Annotated in this window: 20 protein-coding genes; 11 read left to right on the forward strand and 9 right to left on the reverse strand. The window is 60.2% G+C overall.

Going from position 1 to position 19,589, the window contains the following annotated elements; all coding sequences use genetic code 11:
- Nucleotides 1-10 precede the first annotated feature (10 nt).
- The 4 genes from imuA to mobI form a co-directional block, all read right to left on the reverse strand.
- On the reverse strand, nucleotides 11-643 hold the full coding sequence (imuA, locus tag AX284_RS01430) for a translesion DNA synthesis-associated protein ImuA (protein WP_068383180.1): 633 nt from the start codon (nucleotides 641-643) through the stop codon (nucleotides 11-13).
- A complete protein-coding gene (locus AX284_RS01435; RefSeq protein WP_007162492.1) occupies nucleotides 636-1,100 on the reverse strand; it encodes a hypothetical protein in 465 nt (154 codons plus the stop codon). Before AX284_RS01435 ends, imuA begins: the two co-directional genes overlap by 8 nt.
- A 736-nt stretch (nucleotides 1,101-1,836) precedes the next feature.
- Nucleotides 1,837-2,133 carry a hypothetical protein gene (locus AX284_RS01440; RefSeq protein ID WP_100169006.1) on the reverse strand — a complete coding sequence of 99 codons (297 nt, stop codon included), beginning with the start codon at nucleotides 2,131-2,133 and terminating at the stop codon, nucleotides 1,837-1,839.
- 46 nt (nucleotides 2,134-2,179) lie between these two features.
- Nucleotides 2,180-2,683, reverse strand: coding sequence for a conjugative transfer protein MobI(A/C) (mobI, locus tag AX284_RS01445; RefSeq protein ID WP_007162490.1), 504 nt, complete (start codon nucleotides 2,681-2,683; stop codon nucleotides 2,180-2,182).
- A gap of 1,325 nt (nucleotides 2,684-4,008) precedes the next feature.
- Between mobI and AX284_RS01450 the strand changes: the two genes are divergently transcribed.
- Complete coding sequence (locus AX284_RS01450) at nucleotides 4,009-5,019, forward strand: ParM/StbA family protein (RefSeq protein ID WP_007162489.1); 1,011 nt, start codon at nucleotides 4,009-4,011, stop codon at nucleotides 5,017-5,019.
- A gap of 10 nt (nucleotides 5,020-5,029) precedes the next feature.
- On the forward strand, nucleotides 5,030-5,449 hold the full coding sequence (locus AX284_RS01455) for a hypothetical protein (RefSeq protein WP_007162488.1): 420 nt from the start codon (nucleotides 5,030-5,032) through the stop codon (nucleotides 5,447-5,449).
- Nucleotides 5,450-5,518: 69 nt separating this feature from the next.
- On the opposite strand, the gene AX284_RS01460 is transcribed toward AX284_RS01455, so the two are convergent.
- The gene (locus AX284_RS01460; RefSeq protein WP_007162487.1) at nucleotides 5,519-6,217 is read right to left on the reverse strand and encodes an XRE family transcriptional regulator; all 699 of its coding nucleotides are present in this window, start codon (nucleotides 6,215-6,217) and stop codon (nucleotides 5,519-5,521) included.
- A gap of 413 nt (nucleotides 6,218-6,630) precedes the next feature.
- Between AX284_RS01460 and AX284_RS01465 the strand changes: the two genes are divergently transcribed.
- Genes AX284_RS01465 through AX284_RS01475 form a run of 3 tightly spaced genes read left to right on the forward strand, consistent with a single transcriptional unit; the run spans nucleotide 6,631 to nucleotide 8,480 of the window.
- The gene (locus AX284_RS01465) at nucleotides 6,631-7,200 is read left to right on the forward strand and encodes a lytic transglycosylase (protein WP_039976330.1); all 570 of its coding nucleotides are present in this window, start codon (nucleotides 6,631-6,633) and stop codon (nucleotides 7,198-7,200) included.
- On the forward strand, nucleotides 7,200-7,685 hold the full coding sequence (locus AX284_RS01470; RefSeq protein WP_007162485.1) for a hypothetical protein: 486 nt from the start codon (nucleotides 7,200-7,202) through the stop codon (nucleotides 7,683-7,685). The genes AX284_RS01465 and AX284_RS01470 overlap by 1 nt, the downstream gene beginning before the upstream one ends.
- Before the next feature lie 33 nt (nucleotides 7,686-7,718).
- Nucleotides 7,719-8,480, forward strand: a complete 762-nt coding sequence (locus tag AX284_RS01475; protein ID WP_007162484.1) for a FlhC family transcriptional regulator — start codon at nucleotides 7,719-7,721, stop codon at nucleotides 8,478-8,480.
- A 251-nt stretch (nucleotides 8,481-8,731) separates the two neighbouring features.
- Here AX284_RS01475 and AX284_RS01480 read toward each other — a convergent pair whose 3' ends face one another.
- Nucleotides 8,732-9,943, reverse strand: a complete 1,212-nt coding sequence (locus AX284_RS01480) for a tyrosine-type recombinase/integrase (RefSeq protein ID WP_100169008.1) — start codon at nucleotides 9,941-9,943, stop codon at nucleotides 8,732-8,734.
- Nucleotides 9,944-10,328: 385 nt separating this feature from the next.
- On the opposite strand from AX284_RS01480, the gene AX284_RS01485 reads away from it, so the two are divergent.
- Together AX284_RS01485 and AX284_RS01490 are read left to right on the forward strand one after the other, a co-directional pair.
- Nucleotides 10,329-11,321 (forward strand): DNA-binding protein, encoded by a 993-nt coding sequence (locus AX284_RS01485; protein WP_068383182.1) that lies wholly within the window; start codon nucleotides 10,329-10,331, stop codon nucleotides 11,319-11,321.
- Nucleotides 11,318-11,800, forward strand: a complete 483-nt coding sequence (locus AX284_RS01490; protein ID WP_068383184.1) for a hypothetical protein — start codon at nucleotides 11,318-11,320, stop codon at nucleotides 11,798-11,800. The genes AX284_RS01485 and AX284_RS01490 overlap by 4 nt, the downstream gene beginning before the upstream one ends.
- 9 nt (nucleotides 11,801-11,809) lie before the next feature.
- Here AX284_RS01490 and AX284_RS01495 read toward each other — a convergent pair whose 3' ends face one another.
- Nucleotides 11,810-12,154: a hypothetical protein gene (locus tag AX284_RS01495; RefSeq protein WP_068383186.1), complete on the reverse strand. Its 345-nt coding sequence runs from the start codon at nucleotides 12,152-12,154 to the stop codon at nucleotides 11,810-11,812.
- On the reverse strand, nucleotides 12,151-12,405 hold the full coding sequence (locus AX284_RS01500; RefSeq protein WP_068383188.1) for a type II toxin-antitoxin system Phd/YefM family antitoxin: 255 nt from the start codon (nucleotides 12,403-12,405) through the stop codon (nucleotides 12,151-12,153). The genes AX284_RS01495 and AX284_RS01500 overlap by 4 nt, the downstream gene beginning before the upstream one ends.
- A 307-nt stretch (nucleotides 12,406-12,712) precedes the next feature.
- On the opposite strand from AX284_RS01500, the gene AX284_RS01505 reads away from it, so the two are divergent.
- Nucleotides 12,713-13,903 carry a Fic family protein gene (locus tag AX284_RS01505; RefSeq protein ID WP_068383190.1) on the forward strand — a complete coding sequence of 397 codons (1,191 nt, stop codon included), beginning with the start codon at nucleotides 12,713-12,715 and terminating at the stop codon, nucleotides 13,901-13,903.
- 29 nt (nucleotides 13,904-13,932) lie between these two features.
- Here AX284_RS01505 and AX284_RS12205 read toward each other — a convergent pair whose 3' ends face one another.
- Nucleotides 13,933-14,148, reverse strand: coding sequence for a D-glutamate cyclase family protein (locus AX284_RS12205; protein WP_082731490.1), 216 nt, complete (start codon nucleotides 14,146-14,148; stop codon nucleotides 13,933-13,935).
- Between the two features lie 360 nt (nucleotides 14,149-14,508).
- Between AX284_RS12205 and vapB the strand changes: the two genes are divergently transcribed.
- Genes vapB through AX284_RS01520 form a run of 3 tightly spaced genes read left to right on the forward strand, consistent with a single transcriptional unit; the run spans nucleotide 14,509 to nucleotide 19,380 of the window.
- Nucleotides 14,509-14,739 carry a type II toxin-antitoxin system VapB family antitoxin gene (gene vapB, locus AX284_RS01510; RefSeq protein WP_007162476.1) on the forward strand — a complete coding sequence of 77 codons (231 nt, stop codon included), beginning with the start codon at nucleotides 14,509-14,511 and terminating at the stop codon, nucleotides 14,737-14,739.
- Nucleotides 14,736-15,146, forward strand: a complete 411-nt coding sequence (locus tag AX284_RS01515) for a type II toxin-antitoxin system VapC family toxin (RefSeq protein WP_068383192.1) — start codon at nucleotides 14,736-14,738, stop codon at nucleotides 15,144-15,146. Before vapB ends, AX284_RS01515 begins: the two co-directional genes overlap by 4 nt.
- 19 nt (nucleotides 15,147-15,165) lie before the next feature.
- Nucleotides 15,166-19,380: a HEAT repeat domain-containing protein gene (locus AX284_RS01520; protein ID WP_068383194.1), complete on the forward strand. Its 4,215-nt coding sequence runs from the start codon at nucleotides 15,166-15,168 to the stop codon at nucleotides 19,378-19,380.
- The last annotated feature ends 209 nt before the right edge of the window (nucleotides 19,381-19,589 follow it).

Below are 19,589 nucleotides of genomic sequence, written 5' to 3' on the forward strand. Positions count from 1 at the left end.
CAGTCGTCCCTCAATGCCAGACCCGATGCGCAAGCGCGGCGGCAGGGGGATTGCCGCCGCGGCACTTGAGCACTCGCAACTGCTGAGGTGAACCCTCGAGCACCAGGCGCAGCGCCGCTGGGGAAGCGTTGACCGCCTCACGCTGGTGGCGGAATGCGAATGCCAGGGTCTGCCCGGTCTCTGCAGCCACCTGCAGCCGGCGCAGCGCGCGATCGTCCGCCCGGCTTGGCCAGCAGAGTACTGCGCCGCAGCTACCAGAGCGCAGGCACTGCTCTGCCGCCCACAGCACGTCCTTGCCCTGCACCTGGATGACGCTCAGCCGGCCAAGGTCGACGCCGGCCTGCAGCCACGCATGTGGGTAGAGCAGGTAGGGAGGGGCGATCAGCACCACGCGTTCGCCGGCGGCAGTGAGGCGCGCCAGCGTCGGCCACACCAGCGTCAGCTCACCCTGGCCCGGTCGGGCGCTCAAGATTTCGGTGAGTGCTGCATCAGGCCACCCGCCGAGCGGCAGTTGGGCATCGAGCGCCGAGTGTCCGGTTGGCTGGGTGCTGGCGTCGTCCACATGCGGACTTTGCCCGCGCCACACACGGCGACTGTCGAGCAGGGAGTCGAGCGCAACGACATTGGTGGCCGCGTTATCCATGCTGCACCCCCGTCGGCGCCGACGGCGAGCTGCCGCGCTCGGTGAGCATGACCTGCAGCTGCGCACGCAGTTTGAACAGATCTGCATGCAGGACGGAGTTCATCGACTCCAGCCGCAGGATATGACGCTGGGCACGCGAGAGGGGATCGTCGCGGTCGTCCGGAATGAGCCGGTCACCCCGTGGCACGTGGCGTTGGTTCTCTTCCTGTACGAACTGGACGTAGCGCAGTCGGTGGCGCTGTACCTCGGCTTTGAAGGCGTCACGTTCTGCAACGAGGTTGTCGCGCTCGGCGACCAGGACCCTATTAGCACGCTGGGCTTGACCCAGGCACTGACGTACCTGGTTGAGCTCCTCGGTCAGCAGATCCACGAGGTTGCGGCAGTACATCAGCTCCGTGGGGCGGAACAGGGACTGCTGCTGTTCGAAGCTGTCCTGCTCATCACCAAGCATGTCCATAGCGGCCCACCTGCTCAATCCCTGAAGCCATGACCTTCTGGTACTCCACAGAGCGATCGGGACAGCGGTGACAGGGACGAGGGATACGGGGAGAAATGGACATGGGATAGCCTCCTTTGTGTGTACTGTATAAATAGACAGTAATCAGGGAGGAACGATCCAGCAAGCTTGACAGCGACGGACGGCAGGGCGGCGTCCACAGGAAGTGGGTGTAAGAATCTTACACAGGCTCATGAGTGTGAGGCGGATACCGACAAGGCGTCACGGTAGCCGCCGGGATACCAGGCGGACGGCCAGGAGGCCCTCAGTTGGCCTGACGTCCAATGAGCACACACCCGGGCAGAAGCGTACTGACAGATAACGCCGTCATCGCCAAGACAATCACTGGATGCGACTCGAACGGTGCAAAGAGATCAGCCGGCAGGAGGCCCTGCTGCGCCGCATGGACCCACCGGGATCCTTCGCAAACGATGCCGAAGGCTGTGCCCACAAATGCAGCACCTACCGCCGTACGTGCACCACCGGATCGTATCGCCACCGAACTGTCCCTCAACACTGTCGAGGAAAGCATGGCATTCACGGCGAGTTGCCTATGGCGCAGTTCCTACCGGGTCAGGGCGCCCGATCAAACTTGCGTCCAAACGCAGCACCTTGAAACCTCCGCAGCATCGATCAGCGCCTGCTACCGGCAGCAAGCTGCCGGCCCCTTTCCAGTTTGCCAGCCGGACGGCCCGCGTTAGCCGGGCGTGCAGGTAATTAACGTCAGGTGGCGCCGTGCCTGCTGCCGGCTTTGCTGGGCCTGCTGCTGACAGGCCCACTCGTCCTGGATCTGCCGCGCGACCTCTTTCCGTACCGGCAGAGTTACCGGATAGGCCTCTTGGGTCGCCTCCGAGGAAACCGGCAAGCCATCCTGCTTCAGGTAGAGATAAGGCTGCTGCAGAAATTCGGATAGCGTGACGGGCGCCTGGCTGTCCTTGTACAGGTCAGCCCAGAGATCGAGATCGACCGCGTCGACGATGATGGGGTGGTCCATTTCAGGTGGGCGATGCATAGGGGGACGTTCTCCGCTGTTGATGCCCCTACGCTACCCCCGTTTCCGGAAACGCAAGGGGCGACCCCGGCATGCTCGACTGCGCCTTGCGCTGTTGCTGAACCAACAGCTTGCGAATCTTCGCGGCATACAGCATCTGGTCTCGAAGTACCGCGAGCTGCGGTTCATAGAGCTGGAAGAGCTCAACGAACCAGTGATCCATACCGCGGGTGACAGGCCCTGGCGCATACACCGAGCCCTGACCTTTGGCTATCGGTAGGCGACCTTGCTTTTTGCTATCACCAGGTCCGTCGTAGAAGTAGACCTTGCACCAGACGATCGATATCGCTCCCTTGCCGTTATCCCGTACGTCGATGAGGCGATAGATGATCTTGCCCCCCGAGCGCTGCTTGGCGGCAGCGAAGTATTCATCGCGCAGCCGAAGCGCTTCAGCTTTCACGGTCTGACGGATGTCCTCCATAGCCCCGATCGCCTGCTGGAAATTGTCGTGAATCCGCTGCCCATCAGGTCGGGGGGTAGCTAAGTCGTACATTGTTATCACCTATCTACTAGCAATAATGCCGTTGAGATTGTCATTAGTCCTGCAGCCCCTTTTCCAAGACGACTAGCAGTCCATTTTTAGCCGCTGACCACAAACCCGTTTAGATTGTCATTACTAATAATCGGATAGGCCGAGCAACAGCTGTCTGTATCTCGGATCACAACCTAAACGTCCGTATGGTCAATATCTATTGTGTTCTCGGCGCCATTCGCAAGCCGCTGCTGGAGGTTCCAGCCCTCCTTTTCAGGGCCCCAGCACAATCTTGCGCGTGCTCTTCCAGTTCCTTGCTATACCAACAAACCCGTTTAGATTGTCAGTAGTACTAAGAAATTGATCATTGCCATGCCTGCTTTTTTCCTTACCAACAAACCCGTTTAGATTGTCATTAACTATAAGAAAACGCCTGGTGCAGGCGCGTTTCAGCCAAAATTTCAGCAAAACGCCTTTATTGGCATTAGGTTGCTGGCGTTGCAATAAACCCGTTTAGATTGTCATTAGTAATAGGCTTTTTTGATTGCCCGGGAGGGCCTGTTTTCTGGCTTCAGCCACCTCGCTAACCTCCATTTCAAGCGTTCTAGCACAATCTTGCGAATGATCTTCTAGTTTCTTGCCATACCAACAAACCCGTTTAGATTGTCAATAGTACTAAGAGATGTACCATTGCCATGCCTGCTTTTTTGCCTCACCAACAAACCCGTTTAGATTGTCATTAACTATAAGAAAACGACTTGTGTAAGCGCGTTTCAGCCATAATTTCAGCAAAACGCCTTTATTTGCATTACGGGAAGGGCGTTTCAACAAACCCGTTTAGATGGTGATTAGTAATGGGCTTTTTGAGTCGCCCCTGGGAGCGACAGGCGCTGGCCACAGCCGCCCCGCCGATTACTGATTAAGCCAGTGCATTCGAGGTCATAGCGCGCAATCCCACCCTGCTGAAGGGGGGAATCTGAGGCTGTTCGAGTGGCCGGCGGTGGCACGCTGTATCTGAGGCGTCCTGGAGGACGCCTCGGGTGATGTGCGCCAGCTTGTTCCGCGCTGCTAGGCGTCCTGGAGGACGCCTAGCCTCAGCTGTGGCGGTTGAGGTAAAGACCGAGGCGTCCCCAGGGACGCCTGACGATCAGATTTCTCAATCCACCGCACTGCTAGGCGTCCTGGAGGACGCCTAGCCTCAGCTATGGCGGTGAAGGTGAAGACCGAGGCGTCCCCAGGGACGCCTGAGGGTCAGGTGACATCGCTCCTGGATAACTCAGCACGGCTTAAGCGTTCTGCAGGACGCCTGAGCCGTGCTCTCATCAGCGACGCTATTCGAGAGACCTATGACCCGAAAGAATCACACCACGCCTGCCTTCGTAGTAGGCCTCGACATCGGCTACTCCAACGTCAAACGTGTTGACGGCTACGCTGACGCGGCAGACCCCACCCAATCCATTCGCCCCGCCCAAGCCGCGCCGCTCCACTCCCTGAACGGCAATGCGACGCTCAAGGAAGGTGAACACTACGTGCAGTTGGATGGTGAGCCCTGGGCAGCGTTTCTAAGTGCCGGCCGGGCCGGCGTAACGCGCGAGCTGCACGCCGACTACCCGGCTTCCAAGGCCTATCGTGCGCTCTTCAATGCATCGATCAGTGAGGCATGTGGCGAGGGGCGCAACGAGATCGATCACCTCATCACGGGCTTACCTGTCAGCCAGATGCGCCAGCCCCAGCTCGTCGAGCGGCTCACGGCGCAGCTGACCGGTACCCACCAGGTCGCCCCCCAGCGCGAAATCCAGGTTCACAAGGTATCGGTACTGCCTCAGCCGGTCGGAACGCTGAACTACATCTACAGCACCTACGAGGCCACTGACGACTTGGATGAGGGCGTCATCCTGGTCCTTGATCCGGGCTTCTTTTCGGTCGACTGGGTGGTGTTCCGTCGCGGGGATATCGTTCGGGACTCCAGTGACTCCTCGATGGAGGCCATGAGCGCGCTCCTCGAAGCGATCAACCAAGCTATCGCCCGTGAATTTGGCGGCCCTGGACCTGGCCGAGACAAGATCGAAATTGCGCTGCAGCGTGGCAAGCCCTACATCCAGCTGTACGGCAGCAAGGTGGAACTCAAACCCTTCGTCGACCAGGCTGTTGCGACCGTTGTCCCCAAGGCCCTGAGCAACATGAAGCAGCAGATGCGCTTCCTGGATGGCGAGGCGATCGACTTCGTACTCATGGGGGGCGGTGGCGGCGGCTTCTACCAAGCAGCTGCAGAGGAGATCTTTCCCCTCTCCAAGGTGATCACTGCCGACCGACCTATTATCTCGAATGCGTTTGGCTACTGGCTGCAGCATCAATAAGGAAGAGGCTATGAGCGATCACGATGACGAGCTTAAGCTTCGCTTGAACGTCAAGTTCAAAACCGGGACGGCGCCTGCGTTGCTGGCGGAGCTCACAGCCCTACCCGAGCGTCGACGTGTAAAGCGGCTGCTGGACTTGGCACAGATCGGGTTGCTGTACGAGCAAGCGGCTGGGCGTCCGCCAGCCTCGAACTCGGTCCCGCAGCCGGCCGGAAAATTGCTCGAAGACCATGAGCCAGAGTTTTCGAACGATCGCCCGATCAATAGCGCCCCGGTATCAGGGGCGCCTATAGAGGCTGAGGTCCCGGCTCCCGTGGCCGGCATCCCAGTGTCGGAGGTGCTCAATAAGGCAGAAACGAAGGGCGAATCGAATAACTCCGTTCCGCTCGCTCGGAAAAGACCAGGTTTCAACACCGCGATGACGGGATAGCGGGCCTGGGCACAGGTGGCCCCTGCGGACCGGCAAGGCGGGGGCGAAATCAGGTGCAGGAACCCAGGGTTACAGAGGGTCCATTCGAAACTTCGCTTTTACCCGCCCCAACAGCCGGGGCTGCAGCGGATCGGTGGGGTCTGAAGGACCAATATCCAGCTTAATAGCAGTGTGCATCTCTTGCGACGTCATGAGCATGAAGCCAGCGTTGGTCAGAGAAACGTTGCGAATTAGCGCTGAACCGTGGTGCACCACGATGAATAGGCCCTCGCTCGGTTTACGGTCGGCCACGTCGATCAAGATGGTCATGCCACGCTCAACGAACGGTGCCATGACGTCATTTTCGACCTGGGCCGCCCGGGTGTACTGAGCGGATAGTCCGTATTGCTGGATATACGGCAGGGGCAACGTGAGGCTGGTGAGGTGGGAGCTGATGGGGCGACTGCTCTCATCTGCAGGGAAAAAACCCTGCTCCTGCGCCAGTTCGTGAAGGCTACGGACAATGAGCGAGACAGGAGACCCATCATGATGGTCCGCAGGCCCGTAGCCCGTAGCGAGGTACTCGACCGTGGTTTCGAGCACCGTAGCCATGGCCACGAGCCGATCCCGGTTGGGAGTCGTCTTCTTGTACAGCATGTTTTTGATGGTGGATTCAGCCTCGCCCAGTAAGGCCGCGAGCTTAGGAACATTTATTCCGCGGTCCTTGCGCAACGCTTCGACCCGCCGTACGAACGCTTCGTGCGAAATAGCATCGGGGGTGTAATGCATAGTGGTTCATTCCTACTGATGGAGGTTCCCGGTTTATTGTCGTCTTGATCGGAAAGGATGGATTGGATGGCGTAAGTATCAACCATTTACGACCTTTTTATTTACACCATTCCTTATGATGGCTTGGTGCCAAATCTGACCCTTAAACCGGTCATCAATGCGTCAATTTTATGTATTTGGCGCTTACCTCCTCGGCCTGACTGTCAACTATCAGGCGCCATAATTCGCTTATTGCGCTAGATGATCTGTGATGAGCTTAACAGTTCCTTAACACTGTATACCGCCCGTCGCCGTTTGCGTACCGGTCATTCTCGCAGGCCGCCATCTGTCAAATGTGTCGTTGAAGAAATGTGAACCACAGCCGAAAATAGTGACCATCATTTAGGGTCAAAGTACGTCGGGCGGTTAGGTTCATGAGTCACTGGGTCGCGGTAAGGAAACTGGGTGCTGCTCTGCTCCTCGCGTTGCCGATGAAAACGTCATTTGCGCTGGATCTGGACGGAACCGTTTGGGATCGCCCGGCTATTGGGCAATGCCGTCCTGCGCCGGAACTGCTCTATGCCATGGCTCTGGTCGAATCGAAGCAGTATGCCGGTCGGATGGTTGCCCCTAATCCCTACGCACTCAACATCGATGGAAAAGGCTTTCATCCGGCTAGCCGCGCTGAGGCCGAGCATCTTCTGACGGAGGCTCTTTCCAGGACAAAGATGATTGCAGTCGGCGCCATGCAGGTGAGCGTGCGTTGGAATGGGCATCGTGTGTCCGATCCTTCCGAGCTGCTGGATCTGCACACCAATGTCCGAGTAGCCGTCTCGACGTTCTGTGAATTCCTCAAGCAGCAGGGGGGCGATATCGCGCTCGCCATTGGTCGCTATCACACCCCAAATCCCGCGTTAGCAAGCGTTGCCCGAGCCTATGGCGAAGATGTGCTGCGCGTCTGGCGCCGGCTAATCCTTCTCAAGAAAAGCAACGGAGACGCGTGATGAACAGCGGGACCGACGAAACCTTGCTGGAGATGGCGCGTGAATGGGCCAGGGAACAAGACCCTGCTTTTCACCGCTTCTTCGATATCAGCACCGAAGACACCGCCTGGCTTAGAGCAGCTACCGACCGCGACATTCGCAGGCTCAGCCAGCTGCCCGCTTCCGCCTTTCGAGTCGTCCTACTTCATCGTGAGGACGGTAACGCGGAGCGGCACCTTCTAAATACGAAGAGCGTTGTCCAGGTCGTAGGGGTGCTCGGTGAGATCCGCGAGGGCCTGTCGGACCGCAAGATGGAAACGCAAATCTACTGGAACCTGAAGGATAGCGACGCGGATTGGCTGCTCACCGCCTCTCCGACGCAGCGTCGCCAGATCGCAGCGCTGGGTCGCATTCAGTTCGTCGTACGCGACGGCCATTTGCGGCAGCGTGTGGAGCCCTATCCAGAACCTGTCCTTCACCGATTCATGCGTCTCCTGCACGCCTGACCTCGACTCTACAAACTACGGAGATGTCACGAAATGGATAACGCCGCTCTAATCGACATGATGGTCAAAGCCGGCTTCCGTTGCACCATCATCACCCTGCACACCGAGCTGACTGCCAAGCAGGTGACGAGCGCCCGTAAGCGGCTGAACGTGGTGAGCAGGGGCGGTTCGGGCCCGCTGCCGCTGGGGTCGCGCATACTGGCCAGCAAGGCTCGCGTGATCGAGGCGGCTCTTTTCATGGGTGCTTATCTCCGCGGGGCTCGTAAGCCGCTCTTGGGTGTCGACGTCGAAGCCGTGATCGCTGCGCACCAGTCGTATTTGGGCTATCGAGAGGCGCTGAACTTCACGCCGACCGAGTGCCTCTCCATCGACGAAGCATGGGTCGTGGCACGTGAATACCGCTCCAAAGACCTGGTGATGCGTGCTTGCCGGTGCTGCCAGCTCACCTATGTCGCCCTAACCAGCACCAACAAGTCTACCTGCCCGTACTGCTCGCAATCCGTGGTGAAAGATCGATTCCATTGCGATGTGAATGACGCTGCGATGTCCGATCGTCCAGCCGAAGAACTCCTGGCGCTTGCCCTGAACATCCAGCAGCTGACCAATTGGGGTTACAGCTCACACGAGATCATGAAGCAGCTTGGGCTGAATCAGCCGGAATACCTTACGGCGTTAGAGCTTCTGGACTACAAGGACGTCGAGCGCCGCGAGATTGTCGCGCTTTACCCGGCCGGCGATCAGCTCGTTCGCGCTCTGGTCTCTCAGGAATCCATGCCCCTGCTTCGATCGGCGTAACGATTACGCTTGCTACACCTCCATCAACGGGCGGGGATAGCAAGGCCAGCCGTCTGGTGGCTGGTTTTCTCATCGAACTCCAATGAGTATCCTCGGGGCGTCCTACGCTAGCCGGCATCATTGAGGGTCTATGTCCGAGGCGTCCTGGGGGCGTCCTACGCTAGCTGGCATCACCAAGGGTCTATGGCCGAGGCGTCCTGGAGGCGTCCTAGCTTCCATGCTTCGGGAGCGCTTCGCCCTCACAGATAACGCTAGGCGTCCTGCAGGCGTCCTGGCGCAACGGCCTCCGAGCCCGGCAGCTCCGGCATCGCCAAGAATGTCTCCCAGTCGCTCATCAGTGCGCGCCGCTTTTCGAGTAATGGCCCCCGGTTGTAGGCGGCCTCAGTCTTGGAGCCAATACTGTGGGCCAGCGCCTTCTCGCAAATCTCCCTCGGGTGTGAGGTGGTCTCTGCCGCCCAGGTACGAAACGTCGAGCGGAAGCCGTGCGGGACCGCTCCCTCAAGCTTGACCTTCCGCAGCGCCCGGCCTATCGCGTTACCCGGCAGTGGTTTCTTACCGCGGGCGTTGGGGAACACCCAGGTATCGTGCTGACCCTTCTGCTGCTCAAGCACTTCCAGCATCCGGTCCGTCAGGGGCACGATATGCTCCTTGTCTCGCTTCATGCGTTCAACCGGGATGGTCCAGCGTCTGGCGTCGAAGTCGAACTCCGCCCAACGTGCCTCGCGAACCTCGGCATTGCGCAGCGACGTGAGGATCAGGAGCTCCGCTGCACGGGCGGCTGGACCGTCCAGGGAATCCAGGCGATGCAGCACGGATGGACAGCTCTCCGCCGGCGCCGCTGGATGGTGCGTGACATTGCGATCGTGGCGGGGCAGCAGCTTGTCGAGGTGGCCACGCCACCGAGCCGGATTGGCACCTTCGCGAAAACCCAGTGCCTGGGCGGCATCGAGCACCGACTCAATGCGGTTGCGGATGCGCGCGGCGGTGACCTCGATCTTGTCCCAGATCGGGCGGAGCACCTGCAGCACCAGGTCGGTATCGATCTCGGCGACCGGCCGGCGACTAAGAACCGGGAAGACATAGCGCTCCATGGAGCTAACCCATTGACGGTGATGGTCGTGGCTCCACGACGAGCCGTGTGTGGCTATGTACTGCCTGGCCAGGGTCTCGAAGAGGTCGGGTCCGGCGGCCGGCGATTGAGCCGCAGGCGATCGCCGGCCCGGTAACTCAGGCGCGCCCTCTGCGATCTTCAGCCGGCGCCGGTCCGCTTCAAGCCGGGCCTGCTTCAACGACACCGCCGGATAGCCACCCAGCCCCACGTCATACCGCTGACCTTGGAAGGAAAACCTGAAGATCCAGCGTTTGGCCCCGGTCTTGGCCACACGCAGGATTAGGCCGCGGCCGTCCTGATAGACGCCTGGTTCGGATAGCTCTTTCACCTGCTTCGGTAGCAACTGGCCCACGGTAACCCCCATATCGACCGCCGAAGGCTATCACCCAATCTTGTGTATGCAACTACCCATAGACGTGAAAATTGCGTCATACAGTACGGGGATAACGTATCCCCGTACTAAATCCATGGAACCCGCGCCATACCAAGAATCTTTCCTGTTTCCACATGTAAGAGCCCACAAAGAGCCCCACATGGCTGAGGCAGCCGCCATTCCAGGTGAAACTGCTGACCAGTGTTGATCCGCGCATCTCTAAGGAGCTACCGACGCTCAAAGGCGACAAACGCTCGCATTGTCTTAGGCTAACGTTAGTACCTAACCAAACATTACTAACAAATAAGTTTGTTAGTAATGTTCGGTTAGGTACTATGCTGTTTTCCACTACCCGGAGGCGGCCATGGCTGAACGCAAATTTACAGACACAGAGGTCATCGCCGCCGGCGAGCAGCTGCTGGCAGGTGGGCGCAAGGTCAATGGCTGGGCGCTACGGACTACCCTCGGCGGCGGCCGCCCTGAAACGCTCCTAAGCGTCTGGCAGCGACACCACACTGGGGTACCGGGTGGGGCCATCCCAACCAGGCCACTGCCAGAGGAAGCCACGGCGATCATCGAAAGCGCGGTCGCCAAGCAGACCAAGGCAATGCAGGACGCCCTGGCCGGTGCCCTTGACCTGGTAGCGGCTGCGGCGCGCAAAGAGGTCGTGCTGGAGCTCGAGCAGGCGCGGCATGAGATCGCCCGCCTGGAGGCTGAGCAAGACGATGCCAGCGGCGTGCTCGAAGGCCTCGAGGCCGATCAGGAGCGCAGTCAGCAGCAGATGGATGGGTTGGCCAACGAGCTTCAGCTGAAGGACAGCCAGGTCAGTGCGATGGCTGAGGAGAACGCCAGTCTCGCCGAGCGGCTTGCCGAGGCTGAAGGGCAGGCGCAACTAGCCCGGGACCAGCTTGCCGAGCGCCAGGCCGAGCTGAGTCTGGCGCTCGCCCAGAAGGCTTCCGCAGAAGCGGCGAGCGTGGAGCATCAGCGCTCCGCTTCCGCAGCTGAAGAGCGCCTTGCTGATACCCAGGTCGAGCTCCGCGAAATGCGCAATCGGCTTGCCATCGCTCGCTCTGAGGCTGATAGCGCCGCGGGGCAGATCCAGGAAATGGAACGTACGCGGGCCCAGGATCTCGAGATCCTCGCAGAGCTGCGCGTGGAGAATCGCGCCTTGGGTGACAAGCTTGCCCGGGCCGACGCCGGCCGGGAAGCCGCAGAGCGCTACTTGGAGCGCGTGCAGAAAGACAGCGGTGCCCGAATCGCAGTGTTGGAGCGCCAGCTTGCCAAAGCGGCTGCGAAGCCTGCTTCCAGGGGGACCGGTAAGGCGCCCCGGGTCGCTAGCCCTGCTGCAGGGGAATGAAGGTGGCCGGCCAGTTCGAGGGCTTCCACGTTTACGGCGGATCTGCTGCGCTGAAGTTCGAGGTGGTGCTGAATCAGGCGCAGGAAACCGTGCTCGCGGTGGACGGTGCCGGGCGCAAGGGATCCAGCGAAAAATTCGACTGGTCCGAGAAGCTGACGCTCCAGATTACGCCTCGCGAAATGCCGGCGTTCATGTGTTGCGTCCTGGGAATCACGCCGACGTTCGAGGCGCGCAATCATGGGGCCGCCGGTGATAAAGGGCTGACCCTGGTCAACCAGCCTGAGCGCGGTGTGCTCTACCTTCGCCTGCTCCAGCAACGCCTATCGATCAACGTGCCGATCACCGCAGACAAGGTCTTCCATTTGGGTGCCCTGGGCATCCGTGTGCTGGCCAAGCAAGTTCATCTGGACGTACCAACATGCCTGGCGATGTTGCGGGGTACGGCAGGCAGACTGCTGAATGCAGCGGCCGGTGATTAACGGTACGTCCTACCCTGTGAGCAGGTGCCGATACAGCAGTTCTCGGATGTCCTGGCCATCGCGAAAGATGGCGAGCACTACGGCTTCGCGCCGCGCTTCGTCGACCAGGTATCCCGCTCGATAGCCTGACTTGGTGATCTCGCGGTACCTGGTGATGCCAAACTCGGCACCGGCTGCGGCAACAGGGTGAGCGAGAGGGGACTTCCGGAGCTCGATGGCGACTTCGTCTACGACGCTGGTCATCTTCGCGAGTGCGTCGAGGCGAGAAGCCGATTTCGCGAGGTGATGCACCTGGTCGATCGCGCCGGTCCTTGCCGAAGCGCTGAAGCGGACCTGGAAAGGCCTGGCGGTCATTTGCTATCACCACCGAACCGCTGCTGCAGGCCTTCTTTCAGCTGCTCGGATGACATGTGCTCGCCGGCTTCGTACTCCTTGGATCCCAACGCCAGCAGCTTGACCAGGGCGATGGACTCATCGCGACGGACACGATCCGCGTAAGCCTCAATCACGTAGGCCGGCTTCCCGTTCTGGGTCACGATCATGGGCTCGTCCAGCTCAAGGTCGGCCGCGTTCTTCTTCAGGTAGCTGATTGTCTCGACTCGCATGTGGGTGTTCCTGGGCGTTGAAATAGGTCTTTCACGATATCATAGCCAGGACCAAATTAAGACCGAATATGGACATGCCTATCCCCGGGTTAAAACGGCACAAGGCTTCGCTAACCAGACCGAGCTGATTCGATCTGCAGAAGCCGGTTATGGCGGGCTTAGGGGTCCCCTTATTGGCCCTGTGATGGTGCAGGCGATATTGGGAAATAGATGCTATAGTGGCGGCAAGAATACCGGCAAAATTTCTTTGGAAATATGCCTAAAGCCCAGTCCAGCTGCGGAATGCAGCAAGGTAGCGAACCGGCAAATGACTTTCACACCATTCATCCCTCAAGACGTCGCGCCAGAAGAATTGCAGGATCAGATCGTGCAGGTGATGCGCCTTGACGCGGACCTTCACGCGAAGATCCCGCGCCCTATGCGCATACCGGTGATGAATTTGCTGCGCGCGGTCAATTCCTACTACAGCAATAAAATCGAAGGTAACTCCACGCTACCGGCGGATATTTTGCGCGCCGAGCAGGATGGAAGTAATACCCTCGAAGCAAAACCCAGCAAGGATTTCTTGGAGATCAAACGGCATATCGAAGCACAGCGTCGACTTACCGATGATCCTATTGATCCAGTCAACGTCTGCACGCGAGAAACTATCTCGCGACTGCACCGTGAGTTTTATGTTGGCGTGCCCGATGAGATGCTGGATATCCAGCTTAACGAACAGGGTGACGTCGTTCGTATGGTACCCGGCGTATTCCGAGAGTACGGCGTCAGGGTTGGTCATCACGTTCCCCCTTCAGTCGAGAAAATGCATTCGTACCTCGGCCAGTTCGAGCGTTCGTATCGGCTCGACTGGATTCATGGCCTCTCCCGATTTCTCGCGGCCGCAGCTGCCCACCATCGGTTTATGTGGATCCACCCGTTTATGGACGGTAATGGCCGCACCGGGCGGCTCTTCACCGATCAGTATTTAAAGGCCGCCGGTTTCGGAGGCTATGGTCTATGGTCGATGAGCCGTGGCTTTGCGCGAAGCACCGAGCTTTATTACCAGAAGCTGAGTGCAGCGGATCAGCCTCGAAAAGGTGACCAGGATGGTCGTGGCATACTTTCAGATAGCGGACTGACGCAATGGAGCCGCTATTTCGCCGAGACTGCGTTGGATCAAGTTCAGTATTTCAGCTCCCAGCTGGAGCCGGAGAAGCTGAGTGAGCGGATTGACGTGTTCTTTGAAATGCGGAGTCGTGGAGCACTCTCGGACGAAAAGGGCAACCAACTCCCCAAGCTACGCATTGAAGCTCGGGACGTATACAGAACCCTGCTCTACATGGGAGATCAGCCGCGTGCCGAGTTGCAAGCCCGTTTAGGTGTTGGAGAACGTACAACGCGGGGCCTCTTAAGCGAGATGGCCGCAGAGGGCCTGATCATTCTCGACGGTCGTAGGCCTGTATCTTTGAGTCTCTCAAGGCATCTCATTGAGTTTCTATTCCCGTACCTCTGGTAAGGCTAACCCCATCCTTAATGGACTGTGGACTAGCCGAACGCCTCGGGCCGGTGATTCAGCACCAACCTGTTCCTAGGATAGAGGGGTGTGCAGTAGGCGCTTGGCAGATGAGGCAGGTCCTGCTGTGGCGTCACCGCGTACGCCGAGAGCGCTGGCAGCTGGTTCGGGGCCATTGGCGGCACCACGCCCAGATCCGGCGCCTGCAGATCGGTGATGCCGAGAGCCCTGGGATTGCCAATGAGCACAGCGGCGCCATGCCCGCAGGGTTAGCGCGCTGCCACTAGCACCGCCAGCGCTGCGAGCTAGATGATGCCTTGGGCAGCAGCATCGGGATCACCAGCGCGACTAGGCAGTGAAGCTCAGGGTCAGCACCCACCGCCGGTCAAAACGATCTGATAGCTCGCCCTGGTGCGGCATCATCGTGCGGCGCACAGGCAGACGCCGGCCATAGCTCGGCTCACCTGGGCTTTGGACTGGCGCTGAGAGGAGTCAAGACCGCTCTTGTGCGAGGTAAGCGCATCCAAATTCCTCAGGCATATGCCTTGTATAGGCCTGAAAGGAGCGCTACATTGGCCTATGCAATGCATAGGCCGAAGGAGCACATCATGCGTACCGTATCGATTTTCATGAATGGCAGGAATCAAGCAGTCCGGCTGCCGCAGGACATGGCTTTTGAAGGCATCGGCGAGCTTGAAATCTCCAAGGAGGGTGACGTCATCACCCTGCGGCCTGCTCGGCCTTCCTGGACGTCTCTGGCGGAACTGCCTAAGGCTGACGCTGACTTCCTGCAGGAGCGCACGGCAGTGGCCAGTGATGAAGGCAGGTTCACTCTGTGACCACCTACATGCTCGATACCTGCATTTGCTCGTTCATCATGCGGGAGCATCCAGACGCCGTGATCAGGCGCCTTGTTGCTGAGGTCGAGCGCGGTAACCGCATTGTGATTTCGGCCATCACCTACTCAGAAATGCGTTTCGGCCAGATCGGCAAGAAGGCCTCACCCAAGCACAAGGTTCTGGTGGACGAGTTCGTTCGGCGATTGGATGCGGTGATCGCCTGGGATTTGCGCGCGGTCGATGCGACGGTTGAGATCATGCGCCAGCTCAATGCGGCGGGTACACCGATCGGGTCGAACGATACCGCTATTGCTGGGCATGCAATCGCTATCGGCTGCACCCTAGTGACCAACAATGTGCGTGAGTTCAGCCGGGTCCCCGGCCTCGTGTACGAAGACTGGGTTTGATAGGTGCGACGTAACGCAAATGGCGATTAATGATGATGGTGGGGCCAACTCATCCTACCAGGGCTACGATTACCAGAAGCTGGTCACCGTCTGGGTGGCTCTGAGGCTAATGTTCGGGCCAGATGCGAGCACAGACCGCGTCACGGTCGAGCCCGCTTCCCACGACGACATCAAAGCCGATCTCGGCGTATCACCCGAAGCGGCCGAGGGCAATCTGACCGTCGCAGCAGCCGGCGAGCTGCACGTCCAAATCAAGTTCAAGGGCGCGGGAGCCTGGAGCCCGAAGGATTTTGCGGGCGTGGTCAATGACAAGCCGGCCCAGGGCACCAGAGGGCCCAAGCCGCGGGCGCGGGCCAAGGCCCTGATGCTTGCCGATGAAAAGCGCCGCTATGTCTTCATAACCAACGCCAGCGTCGATGGATCCCTGGCTGCGGGACGGGTCAACAGTCCCGAACAGCCGTCCGATCCCACATTCACGCCCGCGAACCTCGACCTCAATGTCGGGGAGGATCTCGCCGGGCGGTTCGCCCTGATCGAGGGCATGACGCTGGACGCGACCCGACAGAAGATCGGCCAGATCCTCATGGAAACGCTGCATGTGCCAAGCCAAGGCCTCGACGGGTGCGTCGAGCGCCTTAAGAGGGCGGTCGAAGACCGTTTCCTCGCAGTCCGCGCGCCCTTACACCGAAACGACGTCGAGAAGATCGCCGAGGCGTTCGGTGGTCTGCCGCATGCCAATCCTCAGCTGGCATTCTACGTCCCGCCTGCCAATTTCGACTCTGCTGAAAAGTGCCTGGACGAGCTTGGCGCAGTGCTGCTGATCGGCCCCTCCGGCTACGGCAAGAGCCTGACCGCCGACCAGTTGGCCTACGATCGGCGTCAAGCCGACCCGCCCTACAAAATCGTCCGACGCGAAGACGGCCTGGGCGCCATCCAGGAAGCCTGCGCGGCGCCAGGTCGTGTCCTGTTCCACCTCGAGGACCCCTGGGGCCAGTCCGGTCTCAGGAAGGACGAAGCGGGCGAGTGGACCACGCGCATCAGCGCCCTAATGCAGCAGAAGGCGCCCGACAAGCTATTCGTGATCACTTCGCGCAGCGAGATATATCGCGCGGCGCTCAGCGCTTCGCCGGGCCCGCTCTGGAGCGACCGGGCGGTCATCATTGACGACATCGCTTACGATGAGGCGGCGCGGCGCCAGATTTTGCATGGAAAACTTAAAGGCCAGGGCAGCTGGCGGCAGGATCTAGCACACCAGCACCAGAAGCGGCTGCTGCGGGATCTTAAATCGCCGCTGGAACTGATCAGCTTCGCCCGTGAGCTCATTGCCGTCACCAACCCACTCGATGCTAACGTGGACGTCTTGGTCGATCGGGCGCTCAGCGATAGCCGGCTTCAGGTGGTACGCGACCAGATCAACGCTTATGGCGATCGGGGGGAGCGGGGGGCGGCCGTTTTCTGGGCTCTGCTGCGGTTTTCGCGTGGCATGCTGCACAGCGACTTGGCCGATCTCCGCCGCGAGGTCGACAAGGAGAGAGAAGTCGACATCGGGCTCGATGATTTCGCCGCACACCTCGCCCAGACTCAGCTCACTAAAGATGGCAGCGGGGCCTACGTCGCCCACGCCAAAGTGATTGAGGCGATGGAGGTGGTCGCTCGCGCTAACTTTCGGGGGACGGAGGACGCCCTTAACGCATCGGCCCGCGCGGCCTTGCGCCTAGCGGCGGCGAAGGGCTCGGCCTGGATATCCGTCGTTGAGCGTCTGGTGACGGGCGCGCGGTCGCTTAAGGACGCAGGGGTCGAGCTCCGGGAGGAGGTCGTCGAAGCCTTCGATAAGATCTTGATCGATCAGCTCGTCACAGCCGTCGACGAACCCAGCGCCTTTCGCACGGCCTGGCGCAACGCCGTCGGGCGGCTCAGCTCGTGCCAACCGATCGGGCGATTGGTCGGTTGGCTTGAATACGGCGGGCCTAGGCCTAAAGGGTTCGAACAATTCGCATGGCAGCCACCCAAGGTGTCCCAGTCCGAGCGCGAGGCCCTACTGATGGCCGATCCGAAGCTCCGCATCCTGATGGGCTTTATCGCACATCAACTGCCGTGGACCCACATTGATTACGACGCCGACAAGCTGAAGGCCTGGTTGACTCCCTTCAAGGTCAACTTCGCCGAAGCGTTTCTGGCCGCCGGCGAAGTGGTGGCGCAGGCGGCCGAATTTGTAATGTGCGCCGACGCTATCGCTGACTGCGCGTTATCCGGCTCAAATCCTCCCTACGATGCCGTTTGGTTACAGATCGAGACGATGCAGGCGATTGTCGACGACATGCTCGCTGATGCGAAGGAGGACCTTCGCCAGGCGTGGCAGGGCGAACTGGATTACGCGCATGGCCTCCGTATTCAGGAGCGGACGGAGGTGGAGGGACCCTCGGCCAATCAACTCGCAAAAGGCTATGTCCGCGCCCGACGCCGCCAAGATGGTCATGGCTGGATCGCGGGCCACCCACGGCAGGACATTATCCTACCGCTCTGGGCCGAGGTCATGAAATTGAATCCGCCCGAGGTCACCATTACCGAGCTAGACGCTTTCTTCACCGCCGCTGGAGAGGACGACCGTCTGCAAGCCGCAGGGCTCAGCGTCATCGCTGAGCGCCGCCTTGAGTTTGGCCGCGACCGAGTTTTCGCCGCCCTGACCACGGGCGCGCCAAAGGCGGTCGAAGCGGCGGTTCGCGCGTTGTCGTTTCTTGAAGGCGACGACGAAGGTAGGCCTGACCGCCCCGCCGCCCAAACCATTTTGGTGGACCTGTTGCATACCCTCCCGGCGACGCAAGTTGCGATGCTGGCCTCGAAAATCATCAACGATGAGTCTGGAGGGTGGAGGAAAAGGCTGGCGCAGCAGGTCCTGGACTCCACATCGCCCGAGACTGCGGCCGCTGCTCAGCTTGCGATCGCCTGTGAACTCGGCGCAGACAAAGAGACGCTTCTGGACTGCTATCGCGCGCTCCTTCCCGGTCAAGCCAAGACCCTAATGGATGAGGGCCCGCGTAACCTAGCCCGGCTCCTGTTGCAGCTATCTGGAGAGGAGCATCTCGACATTCAGCAGCTCGCCGAACAGTGGGCGCGCTCCGACGACGAGGACGACGCCCAGGCGGCGGTGCGGGCGCTCTCGGAACTTGGAACGCCTGAGGCACGGGCCGCGATCGTCAATGCGCTTACCCACGCACACTTCGAGGTCCGGCGAACTGCGCTGAACGTGCTGGCTCCCAGCTCTGATACGGCTGAAAAGACGGCCATACTCGACCGTGTCGCCGACAGCAGCGCGCTGGTCCGCCAGGCTCTGGCCCAGGTGATCGGCCAACAGGCATGGCCCGAGGCCCTCGACGTCCTGGTGTCGCTCCTGGGCGACCGTCGTAACTATTGCCGGCATCCCGAACACCAGCGGCGCGACGAGCCAGCATATCAGGTCGCCCGCACGGCTGCCGAAGCCTTGGCCCGGTACGACACGTTGCCGCCCCAAGTGCTTGATCAGATCACCACCTTCCTGGCCGACGACAGTGGGGCCATCGACGTCGTGCTGCACGCGATGCTGCTCGATCTCTTGACTTGCCCGGACCATCCCACAGCCTGGACTACATTTGAGCGAGGGCTTACCGACGTCCACGTCGTCGGGAACGCGGACGAAAACCTCTATCCACTACGGTACGCGGCCGCCTGGGCGATAGCGGATCGGATTAGTCAGCATCCACTCGAGCGCGACCTCGTTCCCTGGGAGGCAGTCACGGCTGCCGCAGATCACTTCGACGCCCAGCTCGCCGCGCCGCTTCTGCTGGCGCTCGGCACTCAGCTGAACGTCGACAGCGACGCCGCCACCCTCGAAGCGCTTCGGGGGCCGAACGCCTCAGATGTCCGAACGGCCCTAGCTCTGTCGATGATTGACGACCATGAAGCCGCCGCCGACATGGCGCGCAGGTACGGTCTCCTAGCTGCCGACCACCCGTTTCTCAATCAAGCCGACGATCTGTCGGCCGGAGACACGGAGCTGTCGCGATGGCCGCTGTCGACCCGGGCTCGGGAGTGGCTTGACGGCCTAAGGGAGGGCGCGGACGTCGAGGCTACTCTGCTATGGATGATGGCCCGCCGCACCGGCATCGACTTCGGGGTCTCCGAGTTCATACCGCGGGCGCTGCGTCGCAATACCTCCGTCCCGATTACCACCTTCGCTGAAATGTTCGGAATGGAGTGAGTGGTTTGAAAGGCGTCCAGGGATGGGGCCTTCACAATTCCCCTCGTTCTGACTTGGCTCGCCGATTATGTGCTGCAGGCAAACCAAATATATACCACCCCTGCACATACCCCTCACCCCAATGCCCCCCTGCACCCCCTCCACCCGGGCTCCCCCATTATCGGCCCGCGCCCCGCGCGCGATAGAAGGGAAAGGGAAGGAAAAAAGAG

This window comes from Pseudomonas sp. HUK17, from assembly GCF_001566765.1.